Source organism: Flavobacterium sp. UBA7663 (genome assembly GCF_002483315.1).
Lineage (GTDB): Bacteria > Bacteroidota > Bacteroidia > Flavobacteriales > Flavobacteriaceae > Flavobacterium.
In genome coordinates this window covers 203,962-227,115 of sequence record NZ_DLHR01000019.1, presented here as the reverse complement: position 1 = coordinate 227,115, position 23,154 = coordinate 203,962, and the positions used below count along the sequence as shown (strand labels likewise).

General features: G+C 33.0%; 24 protein-coding genes. 12 read left to right on the top strand and 12 right to left on the bottom strand.

Annotation, left to right across the window (positions count from 1 at the left end):
• Positions 1-10: 10 nt before the first annotated feature.
• From B2741_RS08385 to hflX, 3 genes are all read left to right on the top strand, one after another.
• Positions 11-646, top strand: coding sequence for a choice-of-anchor J domain-containing protein (locus B2741_RS08385; RefSeq protein ID WP_291137554.1), 636 nt, complete (start codon positions 11-13; stop codon positions 644-646).
• A 5-nt stretch (positions 647-651) separates the two neighbouring features.
• Complete coding sequence (locus tag B2741_RS08380; protein WP_291137551.1) at positions 652-2,025, top strand: DUF5689 domain-containing protein; 1,374 nt, start codon at positions 652-654, stop codon at positions 2,023-2,025.
• 92 nt (positions 2,026-2,117) lie between these two features.
• Positions 2,118-3,341 carry a GTPase HflX gene (hflX, locus tag B2741_RS08375; protein ID WP_291137548.1) on the top strand — a complete coding sequence of 408 codons (1,224 nt, stop codon included), beginning with the start codon at positions 2,118-2,120 and terminating at the stop codon, positions 3,339-3,341.
• 48 nt (positions 3,342-3,389) lie between these two features.
• Here the strand turns inward: hflX and B2741_RS08370 are convergent, their stop codons facing one another.
• From B2741_RS08370 to B2741_RS08340, 7 genes are all read right to left on the bottom strand, one after another.
• Positions 3,390-4,232, bottom strand: a complete 843-nt coding sequence (locus tag B2741_RS08370; protein WP_291137545.1) for a DUF3078 domain-containing protein — start codon at positions 4,230-4,232, stop codon at positions 3,390-3,392.
• Between the two features lie 36 nt (positions 4,233-4,268).
• The gene (locus B2741_RS08365) at positions 4,269-4,772 is read right to left on the bottom strand and encodes a DUF2480 family protein (RefSeq protein WP_291137543.1); all 504 of its coding nucleotides are present in this window, start codon (positions 4,770-4,772) and stop codon (positions 4,269-4,271) included.
• A gap of 80 nt (positions 4,773-4,852) precedes the next feature.
• On the bottom strand, positions 4,853-5,176 hold the full coding sequence (locus tag B2741_RS08360) for an SUF system Fe-S cluster assembly protein (RefSeq protein ID WP_111566555.1): 324 nt from the start codon (positions 5,174-5,176) through the stop codon (positions 4,853-4,855).
• Positions 5,177-5,209: 33 nt separating this feature from the next.
• Positions 5,210-5,626 (bottom strand): GxxExxY protein, encoded by a 417-nt coding sequence (locus B2741_RS08355; protein ID WP_291137540.1) that lies wholly within the window; start codon positions 5,624-5,626, stop codon positions 5,210-5,212.
• A 72-nt stretch (positions 5,627-5,698) separates the two neighbouring features.
• On the bottom strand, positions 5,699-6,118 hold the full coding sequence (locus B2741_RS08350) for a SufE family protein (protein ID WP_291137538.1): 420 nt from the start codon (positions 6,116-6,118) through the stop codon (positions 5,699-5,701).
• Positions 6,118-6,603, bottom strand: coding sequence for a hypothetical protein (locus B2741_RS08345; protein WP_291137536.1), 486 nt, complete (start codon positions 6,601-6,603; stop codon positions 6,118-6,120). Before B2741_RS08345 ends, B2741_RS08350 begins: the two co-directional genes overlap by 1 nt.
• Positions 6,604-6,613: 10 nt before the next feature.
• Complete coding sequence (locus tag B2741_RS08340; protein WP_291137534.1) at positions 6,614-7,828, bottom strand: aminotransferase class V-fold PLP-dependent enzyme; 1,215 nt, start codon at positions 7,826-7,828, stop codon at positions 6,614-6,616.
• A 141-nt stretch (positions 7,829-7,969) separates the two neighbouring features.
• Between B2741_RS08340 and B2741_RS08335 the strand changes: the two genes are divergently transcribed.
• Genes B2741_RS08335 through B2741_RS08320 form a run of 4 tightly spaced genes read left to right on the top strand, consistent with a single transcriptional unit; the run spans position 7,970 to position 10,564 of the window.
• On the top strand, positions 7,970-8,308 hold the full coding sequence (locus B2741_RS08335; RefSeq protein ID WP_291137532.1) for a PadR family transcriptional regulator: 339 nt from the start codon (positions 7,970-7,972) through the stop codon (positions 8,306-8,308).
• Positions 8,305-8,751: a hypothetical protein gene (locus tag B2741_RS08330; RefSeq protein ID WP_291137530.1), complete on the top strand. Its 447-nt coding sequence runs from the start codon at positions 8,305-8,307 to the stop codon at positions 8,749-8,751. The genes B2741_RS08335 and B2741_RS08330 overlap by 4 nt, the downstream gene beginning before the upstream one ends.
• Positions 8,748-8,924, top strand: a complete 177-nt coding sequence (locus tag B2741_RS08325) for a hypothetical protein (RefSeq protein ID WP_291137528.1) — start codon at positions 8,748-8,750, stop codon at positions 8,922-8,924. Before B2741_RS08330 ends, B2741_RS08325 begins: the two co-directional genes overlap by 4 nt.
• On the top strand, positions 8,924-10,564 hold the full coding sequence (locus tag B2741_RS08320) for a serine hydrolase domain-containing protein (RefSeq protein WP_291137526.1): 1,641 nt from the start codon (positions 8,924-8,926) through the stop codon (positions 10,562-10,564). The genes B2741_RS08325 and B2741_RS08320 overlap by 1 nt, the downstream gene beginning before the upstream one ends.
• Before the next feature lie 41 nt (positions 10,565-10,605).
• Here the strand turns inward: B2741_RS08320 and sufD are convergent, their stop codons facing one another.
• From sufD to B2741_RS08300, 4 genes are all read right to left on the bottom strand, one after another.
• On the bottom strand, positions 10,606-11,922 hold the full coding sequence (sufD, locus tag B2741_RS08315) for a Fe-S cluster assembly protein SufD (protein ID WP_291137524.1): 1,317 nt from the start codon (positions 11,920-11,922) through the stop codon (positions 10,606-10,608).
• Between the two features lie 65 nt (positions 11,923-11,987).
• Positions 11,988-12,737 (bottom strand): Fe-S cluster assembly ATPase SufC, encoded by a 750-nt coding sequence (gene sufC / locus B2741_RS08310; protein WP_291137521.1) that lies wholly within the window; start codon positions 12,735-12,737, stop codon positions 11,988-11,990.
• 49 nt (positions 12,738-12,786) lie between these two features.
• Entirely contained in the window at positions 12,787-14,235 is a 1,449-nt protein-coding gene (sufB, locus tag B2741_RS08305; protein ID WP_291137518.1) for a Fe-S cluster assembly protein SufB, read from the bottom strand.
• Positions 14,236-14,245: 10 nt separating this feature from the next.
• Positions 14,246-14,575, bottom strand: coding sequence for a HesB/IscA family protein (locus B2741_RS08300; RefSeq protein ID WP_133609171.1), 330 nt, complete (start codon positions 14,573-14,575; stop codon positions 14,246-14,248).
• Between the two features lie 145 nt (positions 14,576-14,720).
• Between B2741_RS08300 and B2741_RS08295 the strand changes: the two genes are divergently transcribed.
• The 3 genes from B2741_RS08295 to B2741_RS08285 all read left to right on the top strand — a co-directional run bounded on the left by B2741_RS08295 (position 14,721) and on the right by B2741_RS08285 (position 19,210).
• Positions 14,721-15,581, top strand: coding sequence for an MBL fold metallo-hydrolase (locus B2741_RS08295; RefSeq protein ID WP_291137515.1), 861 nt, complete (start codon positions 14,721-14,723; stop codon positions 15,579-15,581).
• A 73-nt stretch (positions 15,582-15,654) separates the two neighbouring features.
• A complete protein-coding gene (locus B2741_RS08290; protein ID WP_291137513.1) occupies positions 15,655-17,250 on the top strand; it encodes a S8 family peptidase in 1,596 nt (531 codons plus the stop codon).
• 76 nt (positions 17,251-17,326) lie between these two features.
• Positions 17,327-19,210 (top strand): M1 family metallopeptidase, encoded by a 1,884-nt coding sequence (locus B2741_RS08285; RefSeq protein ID WP_291137511.1) that lies wholly within the window; start codon positions 17,327-17,329, stop codon positions 19,208-19,210.
• Positions 19,211-19,275: 65 nt separating this feature from the next.
• On the opposite strand, the gene B2741_RS08280 is transcribed toward B2741_RS08285, so the two are convergent.
• The gene (locus tag B2741_RS08280; protein WP_291137509.1) at positions 19,276-20,373 is read right to left on the bottom strand and encodes a hypothetical protein; all 1,098 of its coding nucleotides are present in this window, start codon (positions 20,371-20,373) and stop codon (positions 19,276-19,278) included.
• A gap of 175 nt (positions 20,374-20,548) precedes the next feature.
• On the opposite strand from B2741_RS08280, the gene B2741_RS08275 reads away from it, so the two are divergent.
• Positions 20,549-22,672: an elongation factor G gene (locus B2741_RS08275; protein WP_291137507.1), complete on the top strand. Its 2,124-nt coding sequence runs from the start codon at positions 20,549-20,551 to the stop codon at positions 22,670-22,672.
• Between the two features lie 67 nt (positions 22,673-22,739).
• Positions 22,740-23,111, top strand: a complete 372-nt coding sequence (rnpA, locus tag B2741_RS08270) for a ribonuclease P protein component (protein WP_291137505.1) — start codon at positions 22,740-22,742, stop codon at positions 23,109-23,111.
• Positions 23,112-23,154: the final 43 nt, after the last annotated feature.

Below are 23,154 nucleotides of genomic sequence, written 5' to 3'. Positions count from 1 at the left end.
AAAATATACTATGAAAACAAAATTTTTAAAAACAATGTTCTTGTTAGTACTTAGTACAAGTGCTTTAACAAGTTGTGTAGGAGATGATGATTATGCAATTCCTACCGTTTTTACCTATGCTTTTAATGAAGGATTTGAAACTTCAACTACAGGAAGTGGCTCTGTTGAAGTGCCTATTACTTTAGAAGGCTGGGTAAACTATAATGCATCAACATCAACACCATTATCAACTCGCTTGTGGCACGCAAGAACATTTGATGATAATATTTATGCTGAGTTTTCTTCTTTTTATTCTACAACAGGTACTAATGATGTAGCTTGGTTAATAAGTCCAGTAATTGATTTAACTGGAACAACAGGAGAAATCTTGTCTTTTTCAACAAAAACAAGATTCGCAAACGGGTATCCGTTAACAGCTTTTATTTCAACAGATTATGACGGAACAACTGCTGGAATTGCAACTGCAACCTGGACACCTCTTACTTTCACTGCACCAACTGCAAATGACGTTTTTGTTAGTAGTGGAAACATTGACATCAGTTCTTATGAAAGTGATAATGTAAGAATTGCATTCAAGTACACAGGAAGCAAAGCAGGTGTAACCACTACTTTGCAACTAGACAATGTTAAGATCACCAAAAATTAATAGCTATGAAAAACTTAAAATTAGTATTAACAACAGCCATTTTAGCATCTTTAGTAGGATGTGTTAATGGCGATGATTATGGTACACCAGATTTATCAGATAACTGTGTTACCATTACACCAACGAAAGAAGTTTTTGAAATAACTGATATTGCAACTGCTACAACAGTTCAATATACAACTGACGAAACTTTAACTGACTACATTGAAGCTTATGTTACTTCAAGTGATGAAGGTGGGAACTTCTACAAATCTATCTCATTGATGTCATTAGATGGATTAAAAGGTTTTAGTATGCCTGTTGACAATTACAACTTGTATACCGAATTTGAACCTGGAAGAAAAGTTACCATCAAATTAGACAAAAACAGATATTTCAACAAACAACATGGTTCAACTGTTATTGGTTCTTCTTATCAAGGCGGTGTTGGAAGAATTTCTGGAGTTGAATATAAAGATGTTATTTTAAGATCTTGTGAAAATGTTAACGAGAATGACATAGTAAAAGATTTAAGTATTGCAGCGGCTAAAAACGATCAATATTTAAACATGTTAATCGAATTCGATGCGGTACAATTTACCGATGCGTCTTTGGGTAAAAAATACTATGATGCTACTCTAAATAGTTTTGGCGGAGCAACAAACCATGAAATTACAGATGAATTTGGGAACAAAGTCATTGTGCGAGTTAGTGAATTTGCAACTTTTGCTTCAAATGCAGTCCCATCATTTAATGGGAAAATTAGAGGAGTAATGACTAAATATAATAGTGATTATCAATTCATGATTAGAACTTTAAATGATGTAAATTTAACAGATACAAGATTGGCAATTGATTTATATCCGCCAATCGGAGGTTCAGCAATTGTTTATGATGCAACTTTAAACGAGCCTTTCACATCTTACACAACAACTAATCAACAAGTTTTTCCAAAATACATCAATGATGCAGCTGTAGGAAGCAGATATTGGCAAAGAAAAACCTTCAGTGGAAATACTTACATTCAAATGTCTTCATTTGGTGGAACTCCAGAAGCAAATAGATCTTTATTTATTGTTCCTGTTAATATGACAGCAGCAAATACATTATCTTTTGCTACAAATGCTGGTTTCCACAATGGAAATGTATTAAAAGTATACTATACAACTGACTATGTTCCTGGTTCACAAATAACAACAGCAACATTAGTTGATATTACTTCAAACTTTACAATTTCTCCAGGATTACCAAGTGGTTACCCAGCATCATTTACACCAAGTGGTGTTTATAATATTCCTTCTGGGGTAACAGGAAATGGTTTCTTCGTATTTGAATACGTTGGAAATGGAACTTCTGGACCAACAACTACAATGCAAATTGACAACATTGTAATTAACTAATTACAATTCTTATAAAATTCTAAAAGCGACTCAAATTGAGTCGCTTTTTTTATGCCCGCTATTTCGTACCTTTGTATTCTTAAAGAACGATTATGTTAGAGAAAGAAGTTATTGACTTTGAAAAATCAATAGTAGTAGGAATTGTTACGCAAAACCAAAGTGAAGAGAAACTAAACGAATATCTTGACGAATTGGAGTTTTTGACCTTTACCGCTGGAGGAACCGTTGTAAAACGTTTTTCCCAAAAAATGGATAAGCCTAATCCAAAAACTTTTGTTGGAACTGGTAAATTAGAAGAAATTAAATATTACATCAAAGACAGCGATATTACAACCGTAATCTTTGATGACGAATTAACGCCATCACAATCCAAAAATATTACTAAAGAATTAGATTGCAAAGTATTAGACAGAACCAATCTTATCTTAGATATCTTCGCACAACGCGCCGAAACTTCTTATGCAAGAACGCAAGTAGAATTAGCCCAATGTCAATATTTATTACCACGTTTAACAGGAATGTGGACGCACTTAGAACGCCAAAAAGGAGGAATTGGAATGCGCGGTCCTGGGGAAACTGAAATTGAAACCGACCGTCGTATTGTACGCGATAGAATATCATTACTAAAAGATAAAATTAAAGTAATTGACAAACAAATGGCCACTCAAAGAAGTAATCGTGGTGCCATGGTTCGTGTAGCTTTAGTGGGTTATACCAATGTTGGAAAATCAACTTTAATGAATGCTGTTGGGAAAAGTGATGTGTTTGTTGAAAATAAATTATTCGCAACCCTTGACACAACCGTCCGTAAAACCGTAATTAAGAATTTGCCGTTTCTTTTAAGCGACACGGTTGGTTTTATTAGAAAACTTCCAACACAATTAGTTGAATCGTTTAAAAGCACTTTAGATGAAGTTAGAGAGGCTGATTTGTTACTTCACGTTGTGGATATTTCTCATCCTGAATTTGAAGATCATATTGCTTCAGTAAATAAAATTTTATTAGATATTAAAAGTGCCGATAAGCCAACTATAATGGTTTTCAATAAAATTGATGCCTTCAAATCAGTTTATTTTGATGAAAACGATTTAAGTGTTGAAAAGACAACTAAACATTACACTTTGGAAGATTGGAAAAGAACCTGGATGAGCAAACTAGGCGAAAACAACACTTTGTTTATTTCGGCAACTGAAAAAGCCAACTTTGAAGAGTTTAGAGAAAAAGTGTACGAAGCTGTCAGAGAAATTCATATCACCCGATTTCCATACAACAAATTTTTATATCCAGATTATAAAGATGCTGTTGAAAACGAATAAAAAAAGACCTCAAATGAGGTCTTTTTGTTTTATTTAAGCCATTTTGGATTAGAAACCGTAATTCACACCTAAGCCAATAATTTGTTTGGTTTGAAAGCCTCTAAATGCATTGTCATCATAAATCGTTTGAAACGCAAAGTTTGTAGATAAGTATTTGTTGATTTTCATCACAATGTTCAACTGGTAATCAATATCAACATTTTGCGGATCTTCTAAATAGTTAGAGTAAAAATTCAAGATGTTTTCAACCGAAACATTTTCCATTAAATTGAATTTATAATAACCATTAATTGCAGCTCCTAATTCGTATCTTGTTGTTTCTCCTTGCTCTACTCCAAAAGACGAACCAAATTCCGTAAAATGGTCATGTACTACAATTAATTTTGAAGTTGCTGGTGCAATATTCACTTTTAAATTATCACTCTTTTTCCATAACATACCTGGTCCAAATTGAAAAAAGGCAGGCGAAAAGAAATGAGAAATTTTAACAGTTTGAGTTGCTGGATCCAAACCAGTATCCATTTGTGTTTTGAAATTGAAAAAGGCAGAATAAAACCATTCACCAGAAGCTTTTTTTCCTAATAACGAATTTAATTCAATTCTATCATCGGTTTTTTGAGTATCAGCACCTTTAATTTTGGTTAAACCGTAAGAAACAATCCATTTGTTGTCCCAATTCCAATCTCCATTTTTGTAATTGAAATCATAATTAAAACCAATATTTCCTGCGAAGTTATTTTGACCACCCGCTTGCCAATTACTAAAAGAAGATTGATTCGCTAAAAAAGTAAAAACGCCTTTTCTAGTCCAATGTTTTGTTGTGTCAATAGTTGTTTCTTGAGCAATACTAAACGTTGAAACAAATAGTATCAATAAAAAAAGTTTTTTCATTCCTTAAATTTTTAAAAATTAAAGGCGCAAAGGTACTTATTTTTGTTTAAACAACGGAACCGCCGAGCAAGCTTCACCAAACATAACGCTTTTAGCAACTTTCATTAGTTTTTGAATCGCCATAGTATATACTTGATTTGGAACTGGTTTTTTAGAGCAACCTTTCAAAATTACAGGTTTTTGAAAATAATCAGTGTAATCGAGTTTGTGCAAAATATCTTGATACCATTCAATAACCGCTAATTCTTTATTTCCGTGAATTACTTTTAATGTATGAGGCGCCAAATGAACAGAAACTAAAGCATAAGTCCATGCTGGTAAAATAGCATCTGTTGAACAATACAAAGCAACATATTTGTCTTCAAATTGAGACCAATCGTTGTTTTTTAATTGTTCACGAAAATCGGATTCTTTTAAGATAAATCCTTCTAATAACCATTGCGAAATATCTAAATCTACCACATGATTATCTGGATAGTAATCTTCTAAATCGAATACCATCAAGGAACTTTGTGCTACTTTATTTACTATTTCGTCCATATTTCAGTCACAGTTCTGAGTCACAGTTTTCAGTAAAAAATTTAAAATACTGCCTACTGTGACTGCGACTGCTTACTATTTTAAAGCATTCCTAATTCTAATTTTGCTTCTTCGCTCATTAAATCTTTGCTCCATGGCGGATCAAAAGTAATTTCAACTTCACAAGATTTTACAGCATCGATAGATTTTACTTTTTCCTCAACTTCTTGTGGTAAAGTTTCGGCTACTGGGCAATTTGGTGATGTTAAAGTCATTAAGATTTTTACATCGTTGTCCTCATTAATCATCACGTCATAGATTAAACCTAATTCGTAAATATCTACTGGAATTTCTGGATCAAAAATTCCTTTTAAAACTTTGACAACGTCTTCGCCTAAGTTGATTGTATCGTTAAATTCTTCCATTTTTTAAATTTTTAAACATATAAGTCATATAAGTTAATCCCATATTGTTTTATATATTTCGTTTACATATGTTTGTTGTCCTTCGTAATAAATGTTCTTGACATTAAAATTAATCAATAATCCTATTGGCATTTTCAATAAGTTCATGTAAGTCAAAAGTTGAGCTTCATAAATTGGTTTCATTTCCGCCACTGCTTTCAATTCAACTACTAAAATATCTTCAACTAAAATATCACATCTTAGTTTTGATTCCAATTCAAATCCTTTGTAATTAATTGGAATATTACATTCAGAAATTGAATTTATATTTCGTAATTCTAATTCCTTTATTAAACACTGATGATAAACAGTTTCCAATAATCCCGGACCTAATCTTTTATGAACTTCTATTGCTGCTCCGTTAACTTGATAAACTAAATCCTTTAAATGAGTTTTTGTTACATTCTTCATGGCTTGTATTAATTTTTGTGGAGTATATCATATTATAAAAACTTATATGGCTTATATGTTTAATTTTTCGATTTACTGCTTTGATTGAAATGCCAAAGCATACATTTTTATTTGTTTTATCATGGAAACCAAACCGTTTGCTCGTGTTGGTGATAAATGTTCTTTTAATCCTATTTCGTCAATAAAATCGGTGTTAGCATCTAAAATATCCTTTGGAGATTGATTAGAAAAAGCTCGGATTAAAATAGCAATAATTCCTTTGGTTAAAATCGCATCACTATCTGCTGTGAAAACAATTTTTCCATCCTGTTCTTCACCATGAACCCAGACTTTCGATTGGCAACCTTTGATGATGTTTTCGTCTACTTTGTATTGTTCATCAATTAACGGAAGTGTTTTTCCTAATTCGATGATGTATTCATAACGTTGCATCCAGTCGTCAAACATCGAAAACTCGTCTACAATTTCGTTTTGTATTTCTTTAATTGTCATTATTTATTTAATTTTTCGGCAACTACTATTAACTCATTTACAAAAGCTTCTATCTCTTTTGGAGGAAAACCTCCATCAAATTCAGAAGAAGTGTACGTATCTTTTTCATTAGTAAAAGATAATGTTGCTATTGGTGCTCCGTCATAGAATCTTTTTTGTGTTGGATCCTTTAAAGAACTTAAACTTTTCAAATCTATTTTTTGATATAAATCCAATAATTTTTTATAATCTTCTTTTTTTAATTCCCAAAAAACTGGTTTTGCACCACGAGCAGTAATAACAAAAATTTTACCCTCTCGAACCGTAATTTCTCTAAACATACCACGTGTCGTTTCTTGATAAACCACAACGGGTAAATTTGAAACTTGTTCTCCTAAATTTGATTCTGTATTCACAACTTTTGCTTCTTCTTGAACTGCAGTTTTATTACACTTACAACTGGTAAAAAAGCTCATCATACTAAAAACTAATGCGACTAATTTCATAATAAAAAATTTAAGATAACATCATTTGTGCTTTTTTAACCGCTTCTACAAAGATATCAATTTCTTCCTTGGTATTATAAAAAGCAAAACTTGCTCTAATGGTTCCTGGAATATTGAAAAAATTCATAATAGGTTGGGCGCAATGATGACCGGTTCTAACCGCTATACCTAACTTATCGATAATTGTGCCAATGTCATACGGATGGATACCTTCGATGTTAAATGAAATTACTGAAGCTTTATTTCCACTCGTTCCATAAATCGTTAAACCTTCTATTTCTTGTAATCTTTTGGTTCCGTAATCTAATAATTCTTGTTCGTAAGCTGCGATGTTATCAAAACCAATCGAATTCATGTAATCAATTGCGGTTCCTAAAACAATTCCGCCTTCGATGTTTGGCGTTCCAGCTTCAAATTTATGTGGTAAATCGGCATAAGTGGTTTTTTCGAACGTAACCTCGGCAATCATTTCACCTCCGCCTTGATAGGGTGGTAATTTTCGCAACCATTCTTCTTTTCCATATAAAATTCCAACTCCTGTTGGACCACACACTTTATGACCTGAAAACACATAAAAATCACAATCCAATGCTTGCAGATCTGGACGCAAATGCGGAGTTGCTTGTGCGCCGTCAATTAATACGGCCGCTCCTACTCCATGTGCCTTTTTGATGATGTATTCAATTGGGTTAACAGTTCCTAACGCATTTGAAATGTGATTAACCGTTACGATTTTCGTTTTTTCGGAAAGTAATTTATCGAATTCGGAAAGGATTAATTCCCCTTTTTCATTCATTGGAATAACCACCAACTTTGCTCCTGTTTTTTCACATAAAAATTGCCAAGGTACAATGTTGCTGTGATGTTCCAAAGCAGAAACCATCACCTCATCGCCAGTTTTTAATAAACTTGCAAAACCATTCGCCACCAAGTTAATTCCGAAAGTCGTTCCCGAAGTAAAAATGATTTCGTGATTATGTTTCGCATTCAAGTGATTTTGAATCGTATTTCGCGACACTTCATACGCATCCGTAGCCAATTGACTCAACGTATGCACACCTCGGTGAATATTAGCGTTGATTTCACTGTAATATTTGGAAATAGCATCAATAACCACTTGTGGCTTTTGCGAAGTAGCTCCGTTATCAAAATACACCAAGGGTTTACCATTTACTTTTTGCGATAAAATGGGAAAATCAGCTCTTACTTTTTGAACATCAAACATTTTCATACAATTTGAGTACAAATTTACAACTTGATTGTTTATAATTGGAATAAATAAAGGTTAAAATAGATATAAAAACACAATGCAAAAATAATTTTAGCGTTTATGTAAATACATTGTAATAAAATGTATATTTGTAAAATGTATAGTAAAGAATTAACAAAAGGAACGCTACTGCCAATTATCTTAAAATTAATAAGCGAAAGCGACAAAATGTACGGGTATGAAATTACCCAAAAAGTTAAAGAAATAACTAAAGGAAAAATAGATATTTCAGAAGGTGCCTTATACCCAATTCTCCACAAACTGGAGGCAGATGGTATATTAGAAACAGAGAAAGTTTTTTTAGGAAAACGAGTTAGAAAATACTATCAAATTACAGCTTCAGGAAAATTAGCAATAGATGAAATTACTGCTGAGTTAAATGATTTTATAAGCACATTACAACTTATTTTCAATTCAAAGACCATGAAATTATGACATTAACGGACAACAATATTAATTATATAGCAACAAATTTAGAATTCTATGAGATAAAAGATGTTGATTTAAAAGAAGATTTAATAGATCATATTTGCACTCATATTGAATGCTATAATGGAACTGATTTCGAAAAAGCGTATCAAGAAGCCATTGAAAATCTGGGTGGATATGCTTCATTTCAACTCATGCAAAAAGAGATAAACGAGAAAAAGTTGATTCAATCATTCTTAGCTAGAAAACGAGCGTTTTATTTACTTTCAACTTTTAACATTATGTTATTGGCTTTAGGATTGTTATTCAAACTAAACCAATGGCCTTACTCGAGTATTCTATTAGCTTCAGGATTTGGAATTTTAATTTTTATCACCACTCCGTTTGCATTATTTAACAAATACAAACATTCAAAACAAAAATTAATTTTATTAAACAAATCGTTATGACAAAATCTTTTTACATTTTGGCTTTTTTAACCTCATTTATTCTTGGAATTGGTGCTATGTTTGAATTTTTAGTTTGGCCATTTCGGGGAATGATAGTCTTTGCAGGATTCTTACTATTAAATTTTGGATTAGTTCCAACTTTCTTTTATCAGAAATATAAATCAGCTAAATAATGATTCGTGTTGTACTATTACTATTTAGTTTTTTAGCTTTTTACTTAGTTCAAGGACAAGAAAATAAAACGGAGAAAATTGATGCGCTTTTACAGTCATTTGAAAAGCCAAATTCACCAGGATTAAGTATCGGAATTGTTCAGAATGGAAAAATAGTTTATTCCAAAGGAATTGGATTAGCTTCAATCAAAAACAATATATCAAACAACACAAAAACAATATTTAGCATTGCTTCAATTGCAAAGCAATTTACTGCATCTTGCATTTGGGTTTTGGCACAAGAAAAAAAACTTTCTTTAGAAGATGATATTCGGAAATATCTTCCAGAAATAGCAAATTATGGCACTCCAATAAAAATAAAACATTTGCTAAATCATACGAGCGGTATAAGAAATTATCACGCCATAATGGATTTACAAGGTTTTGATTATGATTTAGAATACTATAACAATGAAACCGTTTTGCAACTTGCTACGAAACAAAGAGGTTTAAACAACAAGCCTGGAGAAAAAGTACTTTATAGTAATACAAACTATAACTTGTTAACTACGATTATTGAACGCGTTTCTGGTAAAAATCTTAATGAATTTGCAACAGAAAAACTATTCAAGCCTTTACAAATGAATTCGAGTTGTTTTAAAGTTTCTAACAAACAAATCATTAAAAATAAAGCCATTGAATATCAATTATCAAATGGTGAATATATTACAAATACCAGTACACAAGAAAGTTATGGCGCCGGAAGTATGGCTTCAACTGTTGAAGATTTAGCAAAATGGATTAGTGTTTTAAATGGAATAAATTCAGAATTCAAATCACTTTCAAATTTTTTAATTCAATGTGAAAAATTAGAAAATAGAGAAAAAGCAAAATACGCTCGCGGAGTAATGGTAGATAATTACAAAGGGTATCAAACCATTAGTCATAGCGGTTATAGTTGGGGCGGACAAGCTCAATTGATTACCCTACCAGAAAAGAATTTAGGGATAATTATACTGACTAATTTAGAATCCATTAACCCTACTCCTATTTCGTATCAAATTTTAGATTTATTTTTAAATGATACTACTATTAAGAAACCAATTAAAGTAAAAAAAAACAAAGACTTAAATAAAAATTTAAACGAATTTATCGGTCAATTTAAAGAAATCAATAGCGATATGAAAATGGAAATTTTTATTGAAAACGATACGTTAAAATCAAAAGGAAGTCAGGCTAAAAAAGGAGTTTCACTTTTATCTTTTGAAAAAAATAAATTTCAAAGAATAAATAATGAAAGTGTTAAGTATGATTTTACAAAAAGTAAAGAACAAGATTTAATTATTTATTTTGGCGGTACACCTTTTTACTTTAAAAAAACGCAATTTGTAAAGTCCGAAAATGTAAAAATCGATGAATTTGTCGGAAATTATTTTTCGGAAGAATTAAATACCACATATATCTTTTTCAAAAAAGATAACAAACTGTATTTAACCTATAAAAATCATGAAAATATAGCTTTATCGACTGTAGAAATTGATGAATTTGGAAACAATGCTCGAACTTCCTATCAGTTTATAAGAAATGGAAACAATCAAATTATAAGCATGAAACTTTCATCTGAAGGAACCGTGAAAGACATCCGTTTTATAAAACAATAAAACCGCCAAAAAGGCGGTTTCTAAATATCTATAAGGATTAACTACAAATCAAATCCCATATTCACGCCTAATTTATCAGCGATAATACGAGCAATTTTTGCTTTTAATTCTGGAATTTTTACACTGTTGGTTACTTCACTTGTGAAAGCATACATCAACAAAGCTTTGGCTTCTCTTTTAGGAATGCCTCGTTGTTGCATGTAGAACATGGCGCTTTCATCTAATTGTCCAATCGTACAACCGTGTGAACATTTTACATCATCGGCAAAAATTTCCAATTGAGGTTTTGCGTTGATGGTAGCTTTATCGCCAATTAAAATGTTATTGTTTTGTTGGAAAGCATCTGTTTTTTGAGCTTCTTTTTCAACGAAGATTTTTCCGTTGAAAACTCCTGTAGAACTATCGTGCAAAATCGTTTTATAGTTTTGGTGGCTTTCGCAATTTGGTGTTGCGTGTTGTACTAAAGTATAATGATCTACGTGTTGTTTATCGCCAATAATGGTAATTCCTTTTAATGTTGAATCGATTCTTTCTCCTTGGTGATAGAAATTCAAATTGTTTCTCGTGATGTTTCCACCAAACGAAAACGTATGCACCGCTACTCTACTCTCTTGTTTTTGGGCAATGTAAGTATTGTCAATCAAATTCGCAGTTTGCACATCGTTTTGTACTTTGTAGTAATCTACAATCGCACGTTTTTGAGCAAAAATTTCGGTAACCGAATTCGTTAAAACCGGATTGCTATTCAAACTTTGATGACGTTCTACGATTTGAACGTGAGCGTTTTCTCCAACGATGACCAAATTTCTTGGTTGCACCATCAAAGCCGCTTCATTTCCTGTTGAGAAATAGATAATTTCAATTGGTTTATCTACTACTTTACTTTTTGGAATGTTGATATAAGCGCCTTCCAATGAAAATGCGGTATTTAGAGAAGTTAAACTCTCTTCTTTACTCGCAATTTGATTGAAATAGCTATCAATTACCATTTTATATTTGGGCTTTGTCAATGCTGAAGCCATCAAACAAACATCCAATCCTTCATGTGTAGTTGAAGACAAAAACGAACTAAAGATTCCGTCGATGAAAACTACTTTATATGTGTCAATTTCGTGTAAGAAATACTTTTTAACATCTTTAAATTCAATCGTATTTTCTTTCTTTGGGAAAACCGAAAAATCATTCTTTAAAATCGAATTTAACGACGTGTATTTCCATGCTTCCTCTTTTTTAGTAGGAAAACCTTTATTTTCGAAATTTTTTATGGCGTGACTTCTTAACTCGTGAAGTTCAGAATGTGTATCAATCTTTTCTTCAAAAGCCATGAAAGAAGCTAATAATTTATCTTTTAATTCCATTGTATTTAGTGTTCAGTCGCAGTGTTCAGTCGCAGTCATCTGATAACTGTGACTGAGACTGTAAACTAATTTAATTCGTTTTTAATCCAGTCGTATCCTTTTTCTTCTAATTCTAAAGCTAAATCTGCGCCACCTGTTTTTACGATTTTTCCGTCCATTAAAACGTGAACAAAATCTGGAACGATATAGTCTAACAAACGTTGATAGTGCGTAATGACTAACACCGCGTTGTTTTCGTTTTTTAATTTGTTTACACCGTTAGCCACAATTCGCAACGCGTCGATGTCTAAACCTGAATCGGTTTCGTCCAAAATTGCGATTTTTGGTTCTAACATTGCCATTTGGAAAATTTCATTACGTTTCTTTTCACCACCCGAAAAACCTTCGTTTAACGAACGCGACAAGAATTTTCTGTCCATTTCCAATAATTCTGATTTTTCACGAATTAACTTCAGCATTTCGTTCGCTGGCATTTCCTCTTTTCCGTTGGCTTTTCTACTTTCGTTGATGGCCGTTTTAATGAAATTCGTTACCGAAACACCTGGAATTTCAACTGGATATTGGAACGATAAGAAAACACCTTTATGGGCTCTTTCTTCTGGAGCTAATTCTGAAATTTCTTCACCGTCTAAAAAGATTTCTCCTTGAGAAACTTCGTAATTTTCGTTTCCAGCAATGATAGAAGATAACGTTGATTTTCCGGCACCGTTTGGTCCCATAATCGCATGAACTTCTCCTGCCTTAATTTCAAGGTTGATTCCTTTTAATATTTCTTTGTCTTCAACAGACGCGTGTAAATTTTTAATGCTTAACATCTTATTTTTTTATTTTAAACCATTTAAGGCATATAAGTTCATATAAGTTTTATCCAACACTTCCTTCAAGTGAAATTTCCAACAACTTCTGTGCTTCTACTGCAAATTCCATTGGTAATTTATTCAATACTTCTTTACTGAATCCGTTTACGATTAAGGCAATTGCTTTTTCGGTTGGAATTCCACGTTGGTTGCAATAGAATACTTGATCTTCTCCAATTTTTGAAGTCGTTGCTTCGTGTTCAATTTTTGCCGAAGCATTTTTACTTTCGATATATGGGAATGTGTGTGCGCCACAATTATTTCCCATTAAAAGAGAATCACACTGCGAAAAATTACGCGCGTTTTCGGCTCTTGCTCCTATTTGCACTAATCCTCTGTAACTATTTTGTGATTTTCCTGCTGAAATTCCTTTAGAAATAATAGTTGACTTTGAGTTTTTACCCAAGTGAATCATCTTAGTTCCTGTATCCGCTTGTTGAAAATTATTAGTAACGGCTATCGAATAAAATTCGCCAATTGAATTGTCTCCTTTTAAAACAACCGAAGGATATTTCCATGTTACTGCCGAACCCGTTTCTACTTGTGTCCAAGAAATTTTTGCGTTTTTCTCGCATAAACCTCTTTTGGTTACGAAGTTATAAACGCCACCTTTTCCTTCTTTGTTTCCAGGATACCAGTTTTGTACGGTTGAATATTTTATTTCGGCATCGTCCATTGCTATTAATTCTACAACGGCTGCATGCAATTGGTTTTCATCGCGACTTGGAGCCGTACACCCTTCTAAATACGAAACATAACTTCCTTCGTCAGCAATTAACAACGTTCTTTCAAACTGACCTGTTCCTCCTTGATTGATACGGAAATATGTTGATAGTTCCATTGGACAACGAACGCCTTTTGGAATATAACAGAAACTTCCGTCAGAAAAAACAGCCGAATTTAAAGCGGCATAGAAATTATCTTTCTGAGGAACGATTGTTCCTAAATATTTACGAACTAATTCTGGATGTTCTTTGATAGCTTCCGAAATCGAACAGAAAATAATGCCTTTTTCGTTTAATGTTTTCTTAAAAGTAGTTGCAACAGAAACCGAATCCACTACGATATCAATCGCTACATTATTCATTTTCTTTTGTTCGTCAACCGAAATTCCTAACTTTTTGTACATCGCCAAAAGTTCTGGATCAACGTCTTCTAATTTTTTATTCGGATCGGCTTTTTTAGGTGCCGAATAATATGAAATCGCTTGAAAATCTGGTTTTTCATAATGCACATTTGCCCATTCAGGCTCAATCATTTCTAACCAAGCACGAAAAGCTTCTAAACGCCATTCTGTCATCCATTCAGGTTCTTCTTTTTTCTTTGAAATCGCACGAACGATGTCTTCATTTAGACCAATAGGAAACGTTTCCGAGTCTAATTCAGTATAAAATCCGTATTCGTATTCTTTATTTTCTAATTCGACTTTTAAGTCGTCTTCTGTGTATTTGCTCATATTTTTTGATTTATAGAGAGAAACTCTCTCCACATCCACACGTTCTTTGTGCATTTGGATTGTTAAAAACAAATCCTTTTCCGTTTAAACCACCCGAAAACTCTAATATAGTTCCTGCCAAATAAAGAAAACTCTTTTTCTCAACGGCAATTTTTACATTATTATCTTCAAATATTTTATCGTTTTCTCCTATTTCTTTGTCGAATTTTAAATCATAAGACAAACCCGAGCAACCACCACTTTTTACGCCTACTCGCACGTAATCTTTGGCTGCATCAAAACCATCTTCTTGCATCATGCTGATGATTTTTTTACTTGCTGTATCAGATACTTTAATCATTTCCTTATTTTGATTTTGTCTAAATTAACTGCAAAGATAATCCATAAATTGCTTTTTACAAGAGTTGCTAACATTTTTATAACTTATCGATTCATAGTTTCTGTTTATAGTATTTTTTGTAATTTGGCTGAAAATTGTTTGACCTATGAAATTACACCCAATTGAAGCTGGAAATTTTAAATTAGATGGTGGCGCTATGTTTGGCGTGGTGCCTAAAACCATTTGGAATAAAACCAATCCTGCCGACGAAAATAACCTAATTGATATTGCAGCAAGATGCTTATTAATTGAGGACGGAAACCGATTGACGTTGATTGATACCGGAATGGGAAACAAACAATCGGATAAATTTTTTGGATATTATTCGCTTTGGGGTGATCATTCTTTAGATAAATCATTAAAAAACGCAGGTTTTCATCGTGATGATATTACAGATGTGTTTATGACGCATTTGCATTTTGACCATTGTGGTGGAAGTGTAAATTGGAACAAAGACAAAACAGGTTACGAAGTGGCTTTTAAAAATGCTAAGTTTTGGACTAATGACAACCATTGGGAATGGGCAACGAAACCAAATTCGAGAGAAAAAGCTTCTTTTTTACATGAAAATATCATTCCAATGCAAGAAAGCGGTCAGTTGAATTTCGTTAAAAGACCTCAAGGTGATTTTTTATCAGAATCTGAATTAGGTTTTGGGATTTTCTTTGCCGATGGTCATACCGAAAAACAAATGTTACCACACATCAACTACAACGGAAAAACCATTGTTTTTTGTGCCGATTTGTTAGCAACTGCTGGTCATATTCCAATTCCGTATGTAATGGGTTATGATACAAGACCGTTATTAACATTGGACGAAAAAGCAAAATTTATGAACGCTGCGGCTGACAATAATTATTATCTATTTTTAGAACACGATGCGCATAATGAAATCATAACAGTAGAAAGAACCGAAAAAGGTGTTCGATTGAAAGAAGTTTTCAAATGCGAAGACATATTAAAATAAAGTTAAAAACAACTATAACTGTAACAAACACAAAACACTTCAGTCCAATAACTGAAATTAATTAATTGAGAATATGAAGAAAATTTTTAGACCCCTTTATTTAAGCTTAGCTTTAGGACTTGTTTTAGCAAGTTGTGGATCGCAAAAAATGGTATCAACTCCGGTTGAAAATATTGATAATTTACCTTTAAAAACAACTCCTGTTGCTGAAAATGATTTGCAACGCTGGAGTCATTTAGACTTAGTAAAAGATACACTTCCTGGAATGAGTGTTGATAAAGCTTACAAGGAATTACTTAAAGGTAAAAAAGGACAAAAAGTTATCGTTGGAATCGTAGATTCTGGTGTAGATATTAACCATGAAGATTTAAAAGCGGTTATTTGGACCAATCCAAAAGAAATTGCTGGAAACGGAATTGACGACGACAAAAATGGTTACATTGATGATATGCATGGATGGAATTTCTTAGGAAATGCTGTTCACGAACAATTAGAAATGACACGTATTGTTAAAAAAGGTCCTGGAACTCCAGAATATGATAAAGCTAAAGCAAAATTAGAAGAAGAATTAAAAGGACTTACACCTCAAAAACAGCAATTAGATTTTATTGTAAATGCTGAAAAACAATTAACTACTTACTTCAAGAAAAGCAATTTCACATTAGAAGAAGTAAAAGCAATTCCTGCGACTGAAACATCTTTGGCTCAACCAAAAGCTGTTTTTATGCAAGTTTTAAGCACTACATCAAAAGCAGATTTCGACAAACAAATTGAAGAATATAAAGACTATGTTTACGGACAATTAAATTACAACTTAAATGTTGATTTTGATGGAAGAAAAATCGTAGGTGATAATCCAAACGATTTAAAAGACATTAAATATGGAAACAACAATGTAGTTGGTCCAGAGCCAAAAGAAGCAAAACACGGAACACACGTTGCTGGAATTGTAGCTCAAGTTAGAGGCAACAATAAAGGTGGAGATGGTGTTACAAACAACGCTCAAATCATGGCGTTAAGAGCTGTTCCAAACGGAGACGAATATGATAAAGATATTGCTTTAGCAATTCGCTATGCAGCAGATAATGGTGCAAAAGTAATCAACGGTTCTTTTGGAAAATATTTTTCTCAAAACAAAGAATGGGTTATCGATGCCATCAAATATGCAGAATCGAAAGACGTTTTAGTAGTTATCGCTGCTGGTAACGAATCGTATGATTTAGATGTTACGAACAAATATCCTAACGATACGTATGACAACTCTCCAGAATATGCAAAAAATGTTTTAATTATCGGAGCTTTAGCACCAACTTATGGAAGCAAAATGGTAGCTGATTTTTCTAATTACGGAAAAAACAATGTTGATATTTTTGCACCAGGAGAAAAAATTTATGCTACTACTCCATTAAATACTTACGAATATTTACAAGGAACTTCAATGGCATCGCCTAACGTAGCGGGTGTAGCAACATTAATTCGTTCTTACTATCCAAGTTTAACTGCGGTTCAAGTAAAACAAATTATTATGGAAAGTGGTACTCCGTTGAAAAACACAGTAACTATTGGAGAAGACAAACACAAAGCTAATTTTGCTGATGCTTCTAAATCAGGTAGAATCGTAAATGCATACAATGCATTACTATTAGCCGAAAAAATGGCGAAAAAATAAAAATTTCACTACTTTAGTAAAAACCAAAACCTACAGGTTGTCAAATTCTTGTAGGTTTTTCTTTTAAAAATTGATTATGAAAAAATTACTTCTTTTACTTACTTCTTGTATTGGTCTTGCACAAAACAATCCAAATCCAGGTTATTGGCAACAACACGTTGACTATAAAATGGATGTGAAAATGGATGTGAAAAAATTCCAATATACTGGAAAACAAGAAATTGTTTACACTAATAATTCTAATGATACGTTGCACAAAGTGTATTATCATTTGTACAACAATGCGTTTCAGCCTGGAAGCGAAATGGACGCAAGACTTCAAGCCATTTCTGACCCTGATAAGCGAATGGTGAAAACCTTTAAAAAAGAAGGTAAAGATGTAAAAGAAAGTAGAATTAGCACTTTAAAACCGAATGAAATTGGGTATTTAAACATCGCTAATTTCAAACAAGATGGCGTTGCAGCAACCACAAAAGTAGTGGGAACTATTTTAGAAGTTACGTTAGCAAAAGCTATTTTACCAAAACAAAAAACAACTCTTTCCTTAGATTTTGACGGTCAAGTGCCATTGCAAATTCGTCGTTCAGGAAGGTTATCTGAAGAAGGCGTTGCTTTATCGATGACACAATGGTATCCAAAATTATGTGAATATGATTTCGAAGGATGGCACGCTAATCCATACATCGCAAGAGAATTTCATGGTGTTTGGGGAAATTTTGATGTAAAAATCACAATTGACAAAGCGTACACGATTGGTGGAACGGGTTATTTACAAAACAAAAACGAAATCGGTCATGGTTATCAAGATGCTGGTGTGCAAGTCGTTTATCCTAAGAAAACCAAAAATCTAACTTGGCATTTTTATGCACCAAACGTTCATGATTTTGCTTGGGGAGCGGATAACGAATTCATACACGACATGATTTTAGGTCCAAACAATGTAGAATTGCATTTCTTGTATAAAAACAAAAAAGAAAATTTAGAAAATTGGAAAAAAATGCAACCTAAAACTGCGGAATTACTAGCGTTTTTTAATGAAAACGTTGGGCCTTATCCGTACAAACAATATTCAGTTATTCAAGGTGGCGATGGCGGAATGGAATATGGCATGTGCACCTTAATCACCGGAAACAGAGCTTTTGGAAGTTTAGTTGGCGTTACCGCTCATGAAATGGCGCATTCATGGTTTCAATTTGTATTAGCAACTAACGAAACCAAACATGAATGGATGGATGAAGGCTTTACATCGTACATTTCAAACTTAGCGATGAACAAAATTTTACCTCCAAAAAAACCAGAAAATCCGTTTGAAGATTCTTATAAAAACTACATTTACTTGGCAAAATCGGGGAAAGAACAACCACTTTCTACACACGCCGATCGTTATGATTTGAATATGGCGTATGGAATTTCGGCTTACAGTAAAGGGGAAGTGTTTTTGGCGCAATTGGGTTACCTAATTGGGCAAGAAAACCTCAACAAAACGATCAAACGTTACTACAACGAATATAAATTTACGCATCCAACACCAAACGATATTAAACGTGTGGCTGAAAAAGTTTCGGGTGCTAATTTAGATTGGTATTTATTAGATTGGACACTAACCACCAACACCATTGATTATGCCATTAAAAACGTTGAAAGCGCAACCGATGGCGTGCAAAAAACAGGTGTTTCATTAGAACGCAAAGGGAGAATGCCAATGCCGTTAGATATTTTGGTAGAATATACTGACGGAACTAAAGAATTTTTCTACATTCCAAACACGTTAATGCGTTGGGAAAAACCAAATCCTTACACTGGAATTAAAGCTACGGTTTTAAAAGGCTGGGATTGGGCTTATCCAACCTACTTTTTTGAAATTCCAAAAGCACAAGCCAACATAAAATCCATCACTATTGACCCCAGCGGTTTATTAGCCGATGTAAATAAAGAAGACAATGTTTTTGTCAAAAAATAACGAAAAGCGACTTTAGAGTCGCTTTTCAATTTTTGTAAAAAGTACTTAAGAAACATATAGTTTAATCATTGATTTTCCATCAACTCATAAGTAATTTTCTTTACAGACTGATGAAATTTTAGAACAAATTTTCTATTGTTTTCAATAATTTTTGATTTTTCATTGTCTTCAATTTTCAAATGATGATTAAAGTGTAATAGCCTTTCTATTTCTTCAATTACATTCTTTGTTATAGTCTTATTAAATTTTTCTAATGTTGCGTTTATTATTATACCATCTAAAATAATTTCCTCGTCATTTCCTAATTGATTAATTTTTTTTTCATAACTATCATAATAATAAATTTTAGTTCTACCAACATTCTCAATTAGTAAATTATCACAAACATAATCATTCTTAAAGTCTTCTGGTATCATATTCAAATCAAGAATAGATTGAAAAAAAGCAATTGTTGGCTTATGAAAAATTGTTTTTAAAACAGGGGTTACTAATCTATTACTACCTTTGAATGGTCTATAAAATTCTCCTCGTGAGTTATCATCAAATCCATCATGCTCAAAATAAGGAAATCCTAAATTTTTACTTAGAAGAAATTCTTTTGAATAGTTTATAAAAAAATAATTATTTACCCTAAAACCTAAAACACAAGGTGCAAATTGAAATCCAGGGGTATTAAAACCATGAAAATTAATACCATTGTTTTTATCATCATTTAACTTATACACGTACAAAGCCCTATCCTTCTTGCCAATCCTGTTATCTATAAAAAATTTTGGGTTTACATCTTCTTTAATTTTATCTAAAGTTAAACTACCGAGCCACAAACCTATTCTCAATTTGTCAAACCAATCTAATAACAAATCGATTTCGTAAGCATCTATATATTCATTATTTAAAATCTTTTTAAAAATTTTTGATGTTTTATTTTCAAATTCAGAATATTTTGAGTTGCAAGTTGTACAGGCTGGAAATTGAAAACTTTTAAAAGAAAACAATCTATTTTTAAAATCTACTGTATTGTTTTCGAACAAATCATTAAAATTTAATCCCAAGCTAATTATTCTATTTTCATCACCCGTTAATTTAATTAACCATTTTGGAATTATATGTTCTTTGTTTTTATTGTCAGGATTTCCTCCACAGAATACACAAAATTTGCTCATTTAAAATTCTTATTTACGAATGCAATATACAAAACCAATTTTTAACCAAACTCTAGAAAAACTTCATATTTATCAAACTGACATTTATCATAATTTGCGTGTTTTGTCTTTCGTAATTTTAATGTGCTTAAAACGCAATTCAAAAAATTAGTACACAATTTTAAAAAACAATAGTATGAGCATTGCAACCAAAGACATTAGAAACGTGGTATTTCTTGGGCATTCAGGTTCAGGGAAAACCACATTTATCGAGACCATGTTGTTTGAAAGCGGTATCATTCCGCGTCGTGGTTCGGTAGAAGCACACAACACTATTTCTGATTTTACCGACTTGGAACGTGAACGCGAAAACACCATTTACAGCCATTTAATGCATGCCAAATGGCACAACAACAAAATAAATATTATTGACACACCTGGTTTTGATGATTTTATAGGCGAAGTGGTTTCGTCTTTAAAAGTTTCAGACACGGCTTTAATTCTTTTAAACGCAGCTTCGGGTGTAGAAGTTGGCACCGAAATCGTTTGGGAATACGTGCAAAATTACCAAACTCCTGCCCTATTTGTCATCAATCAAATGGATCATCCAAAAGCGGATTATGACACCACTTTAGAACAAGCCAAAAATCGTTTTGGAAACAAAGTAATTCCGATACAATATCCGTACAATTCGGGCGAAAAATTCAATAGCATTATAGATGTCCTTCGCATGACGATGTATGTTTTCACAGAAAATGGCGGTAAACCAGAAAAAATGCCTATTCCAACATCCGAATTAGAAAAAGCAAATGCACTTCATAACGCTTTAGTTGAAGCTGCGGCAGAAAACGAAGAAGGTTTAATGGAAAAATACTTTGATAAAGGCAATTTAGACGAAGAAGAATTGGCAAAAGGATTAACCATTGCCTTGGCACATCAACAAATTTATCCTGTTTTTTGTGCTTCAGGATTGAAAGATATGGGAAGTGGAAGAATCATGGGATTTATTGATGATATTGCGCCTTCTCCAGCCGACAGACCTGCTAAAAAACTTGAAAATGGCGCTGAATTAAAATGCGATGCTTCTGACAAAACCACCATTTTTATTTACAAAACACTTTCTGAACCTCAAGTGGGAATGGTTTCCTATTTCAAAGTACTTTCGGGCGAATTGAACGCTGGTGACGAATTAGTGAATGCCGACAATGGTGAAATCGAACGCCTAACTCAAATTTTTGTAACCGAAGGAAAACAACGAACTGCAGTAGAAAAATTAGTTGCTGGCGATTTAGGAGCCACGGTTCGTTTGAAATTTGGCCATTCAAATAATACGCTTAACGCGAAAGGTGTAGATCGAAAAATCAGAAAAATGCAATTTCCAGACAGCCGCATCAGAAAAGCCGTTTCGACCGCTAATCTAGCCGATATGGAAAAAATGATTAAAGCGTTGCACCAAATTCAGGAAGAAGATTTAACCTTAAAAGTGGAACAATCTGCCGAACTAAAACAAACTATTATTCAAGGACAAGGGCAATTGCATTTGGATTTAATCAAATACCGCATTGAAAACGAAAACAACATCGAAATGCTGTTTGAAGAACCAAAAGTACCGTATCGCGAAACCATAACCAAAGCTGCAAAAGCTGAATACCGTCATAAAAAACAGAGTGGTGGTTCGGGACAATTTGGAGAAGTACATATAACCATTGAACCTTATTTTGACGATATGCCCGAACCACAAGGTGTAAACATTCGTAATAAAGAAATCGAAGAATTGCCTTGGGGCGGAAAATTTGCGTTCTATTGGTGTATTGTGGGTGGTGCCATTGATAATCGTTATGCAACTGCCATCAAAAAAGGCATCATGCATGAAATGACCGAAGGTCCGTTGACTGGTTCTAATTGTCAAAACATACGAGTTTGCATTTACGATGGAAAAATGCACGCCGTTGACAGCAATGATATTTCGTTTCAATTAGCGGCTTCACATGCATTTCGAATGGCTTTTAACGAGGCTAAACCTCAACTTTTAGAACCTTATTATCATTTAGAAGTATTGTGCGAAGATAATCACACTGGTGATGTTATGGGCGATTTACAAACCCGAAGAGCCATCATTCAAGGCATGGACACGGATGGGCATTATCAAAAAATAATAGCAGAAGTACCTTTAGCCGAGCTAAAAGATTATGGTTCTTCCCTTCGTTCGTTAACACAAGGAAAAGCAAAATTCAAATTAGAATTTAGTAATTATCAATTAGTTCCTCCGCACATTCAGGAAAATTTAGTTATAAGCAATGCGTCGCTTTCTGAAGTGTAAAAAATGAATTTTGCGATAGAAAAAGCTTCTTCATTATTTGAAGAGGCTTTTTTTATACCTTTGCGCTATGCAATTCACATATCCCAAAAAAGAAAAATTAAAAAGCAAAACCACTATCGATTTGCTTTTTTCAGAAGGAAATTCGGTTTCGAAATTCCCGCTGCGTTTGGTATATGTTGAAAACAAAGAACCCAATGCCGAACTAATGAAAATGGGAGTTTCGGTATCAAAAAAATATTTCAAAAAAGCAGTAGACCGAAATTATTTCAAACGTGTTTTACGCGAAACGTATCGTTTAAACAAGCATCTTTTGATTGATAATTTAGAAAAACCGTATGCTTTTATGTTTTTCTATCAAACCAAAGAACGACTTTCGTATCAAGAAATTGAGGAAAAAACCATCCAACTTTTTCAAAAATTCAACGAAAGGCAGAAGTAAATTGTACTTTTGGTTTAATTTTTGCTCAAGATTCTTTACTTTC

Excerpts from the sequence above, each read along its gene's own strand:
- B2741_RS08380 (WP_291137551.1), top strand. The coding sequence starts at position 652 with ATGAAAAACTTAAAATTAGTATTAACAACAGCCATTTTAGCATCTTTA.
- B2741_RS08365 (WP_291137543.1), bottom strand. The coding sequence starts at position 4,772 with ATGGACGAAATAGTAAATAAAGTAGCACAAAGTTCCTTGATGGTATTC.
- B2741_RS08275 (WP_291137507.1), top strand. The coding sequence starts at position 20,549 with ATGAGCATTGCAACCAAAGACATTAGAAACGTGGTATTTCTTGGGCAT.
- sufC (WP_291137521.1), bottom strand. The coding sequence starts at position 12,737 with ATGTTAAGCATTAAAAATTTACACGCGTCTGTTGAAGACAAAGAAATA.
- B2741_RS08370 (WP_291137545.1), bottom strand. The coding sequence starts at position 4,232 with ATGAAAAAACTTTTTTTATTGATACTATTTGTTTCAACGTTTAGTATT.
- B2741_RS08340 (WP_291137534.1), bottom strand. The coding sequence starts at position 7,828 with ATGTTTGATGTTCAAAAAGTAAGAGCTGATTTTCCCATTTTATCGCAA.
- B2741_RS08385 (WP_291137554.1), top strand. The coding sequence starts at position 11 with ATGAAAACAAAATTTTTAAAAACAATGTTCTTGTTAGTACTTAGTACA.
- sufD (WP_291137524.1), bottom strand. The coding sequence starts at position 11,922 with ATGGAATTAAAAGATAAATTATTAGCTTCTTTCATGGCTTTTGAAGAA.
- hflX (WP_291137548.1), top strand. The coding sequence starts at position 2,118 with ATGTTAGAGAAAGAAGTTATTGACTTTGAAAAATCAATAGTAGTAGGA.
- B2741_RS08295 (WP_291137515.1), top strand. The coding sequence starts at position 14,721 with ATGAAATTACACCCAATTGAAGCTGGAAATTTTAAATTAGATGGTGGC.
- B2741_RS08345 (WP_291137536.1), bottom strand. The coding sequence starts at position 6,603 with ATGAAATTAGTCGCATTAGTTTTTAGTATGATGAGCTTTTTTACCAGT.
- B2741_RS08300 (WP_133609171.1), bottom strand. The coding sequence starts at position 14,575 with ATGATTAAAGTATCTGATACAGCAAGTAAAAAAATCATCAGCATGATG.
- B2741_RS08325 (WP_291137528.1), top strand. The coding sequence starts at position 8,748 with ATGACAAAATCTTTTTACATTTTGGCTTTTTTAACCTCATTTATTCTT.
- B2741_RS08350 (WP_291137538.1), bottom strand. The coding sequence starts at position 6,118 with ATGACAATTAAAGAAATACAAAACGAAATTGTAGACGAGTTTTCGATG.
- B2741_RS08285 (WP_291137511.1), top strand. The coding sequence starts at position 17,327 with ATGAAAAAATTACTTCTTTTACTTACTTCTTGTATTGGTCTTGCACAA.
- B2741_RS08330 (WP_291137530.1), top strand. The coding sequence starts at position 8,305 with ATGACATTAACGGACAACAATATTAATTATATAGCAACAAATTTAGAA.
- B2741_RS08355 (WP_291137540.1), bottom strand. The coding sequence starts at position 5,626 with ATGAAGAATGTAACAAAAACTCATTTAAAGGATTTAGTTTATCAAGTT.
- B2741_RS08280 (WP_291137509.1), bottom strand. The coding sequence starts at position 20,373 with ATGAGCAAATTTTGTGTATTCTGTGGAGGAAATCCTGACAATAAAAAC.
- B2741_RS08360 (WP_111566555.1), bottom strand. The coding sequence starts at position 5,176 with ATGGAAGAATTTAACGATACAATCAACTTAGGCGAAGACGTTGTCAAA.
- sufB (WP_291137518.1), bottom strand. The coding sequence starts at position 14,235 with ATGAGCAAATACACAGAAGACGACTTAAAAGTCGAATTAGAAAATAAA.
- B2741_RS08335 (WP_291137532.1), top strand. The coding sequence starts at position 7,970 with ATGTATAGTAAAGAATTAACAAAAGGAACGCTACTGCCAATTATCTTA.
- rnpA (WP_291137505.1), top strand. The coding sequence starts at position 22,740 with ATGCAATTCACATATCCCAAAAAAGAAAAATTAAAAAGCAAAACCACT.
- B2741_RS08290 (WP_291137513.1), top strand. The coding sequence starts at position 15,655 with ATGAAGAAAATTTTTAGACCCCTTTATTTAAGCTTAGCTTTAGGACTT.
- B2741_RS08320 (WP_291137526.1), top strand. The coding sequence starts at position 8,924 with ATGATTCGTGTTGTACTATTACTATTTAGTTTTTTAGCTTTTTACTTA.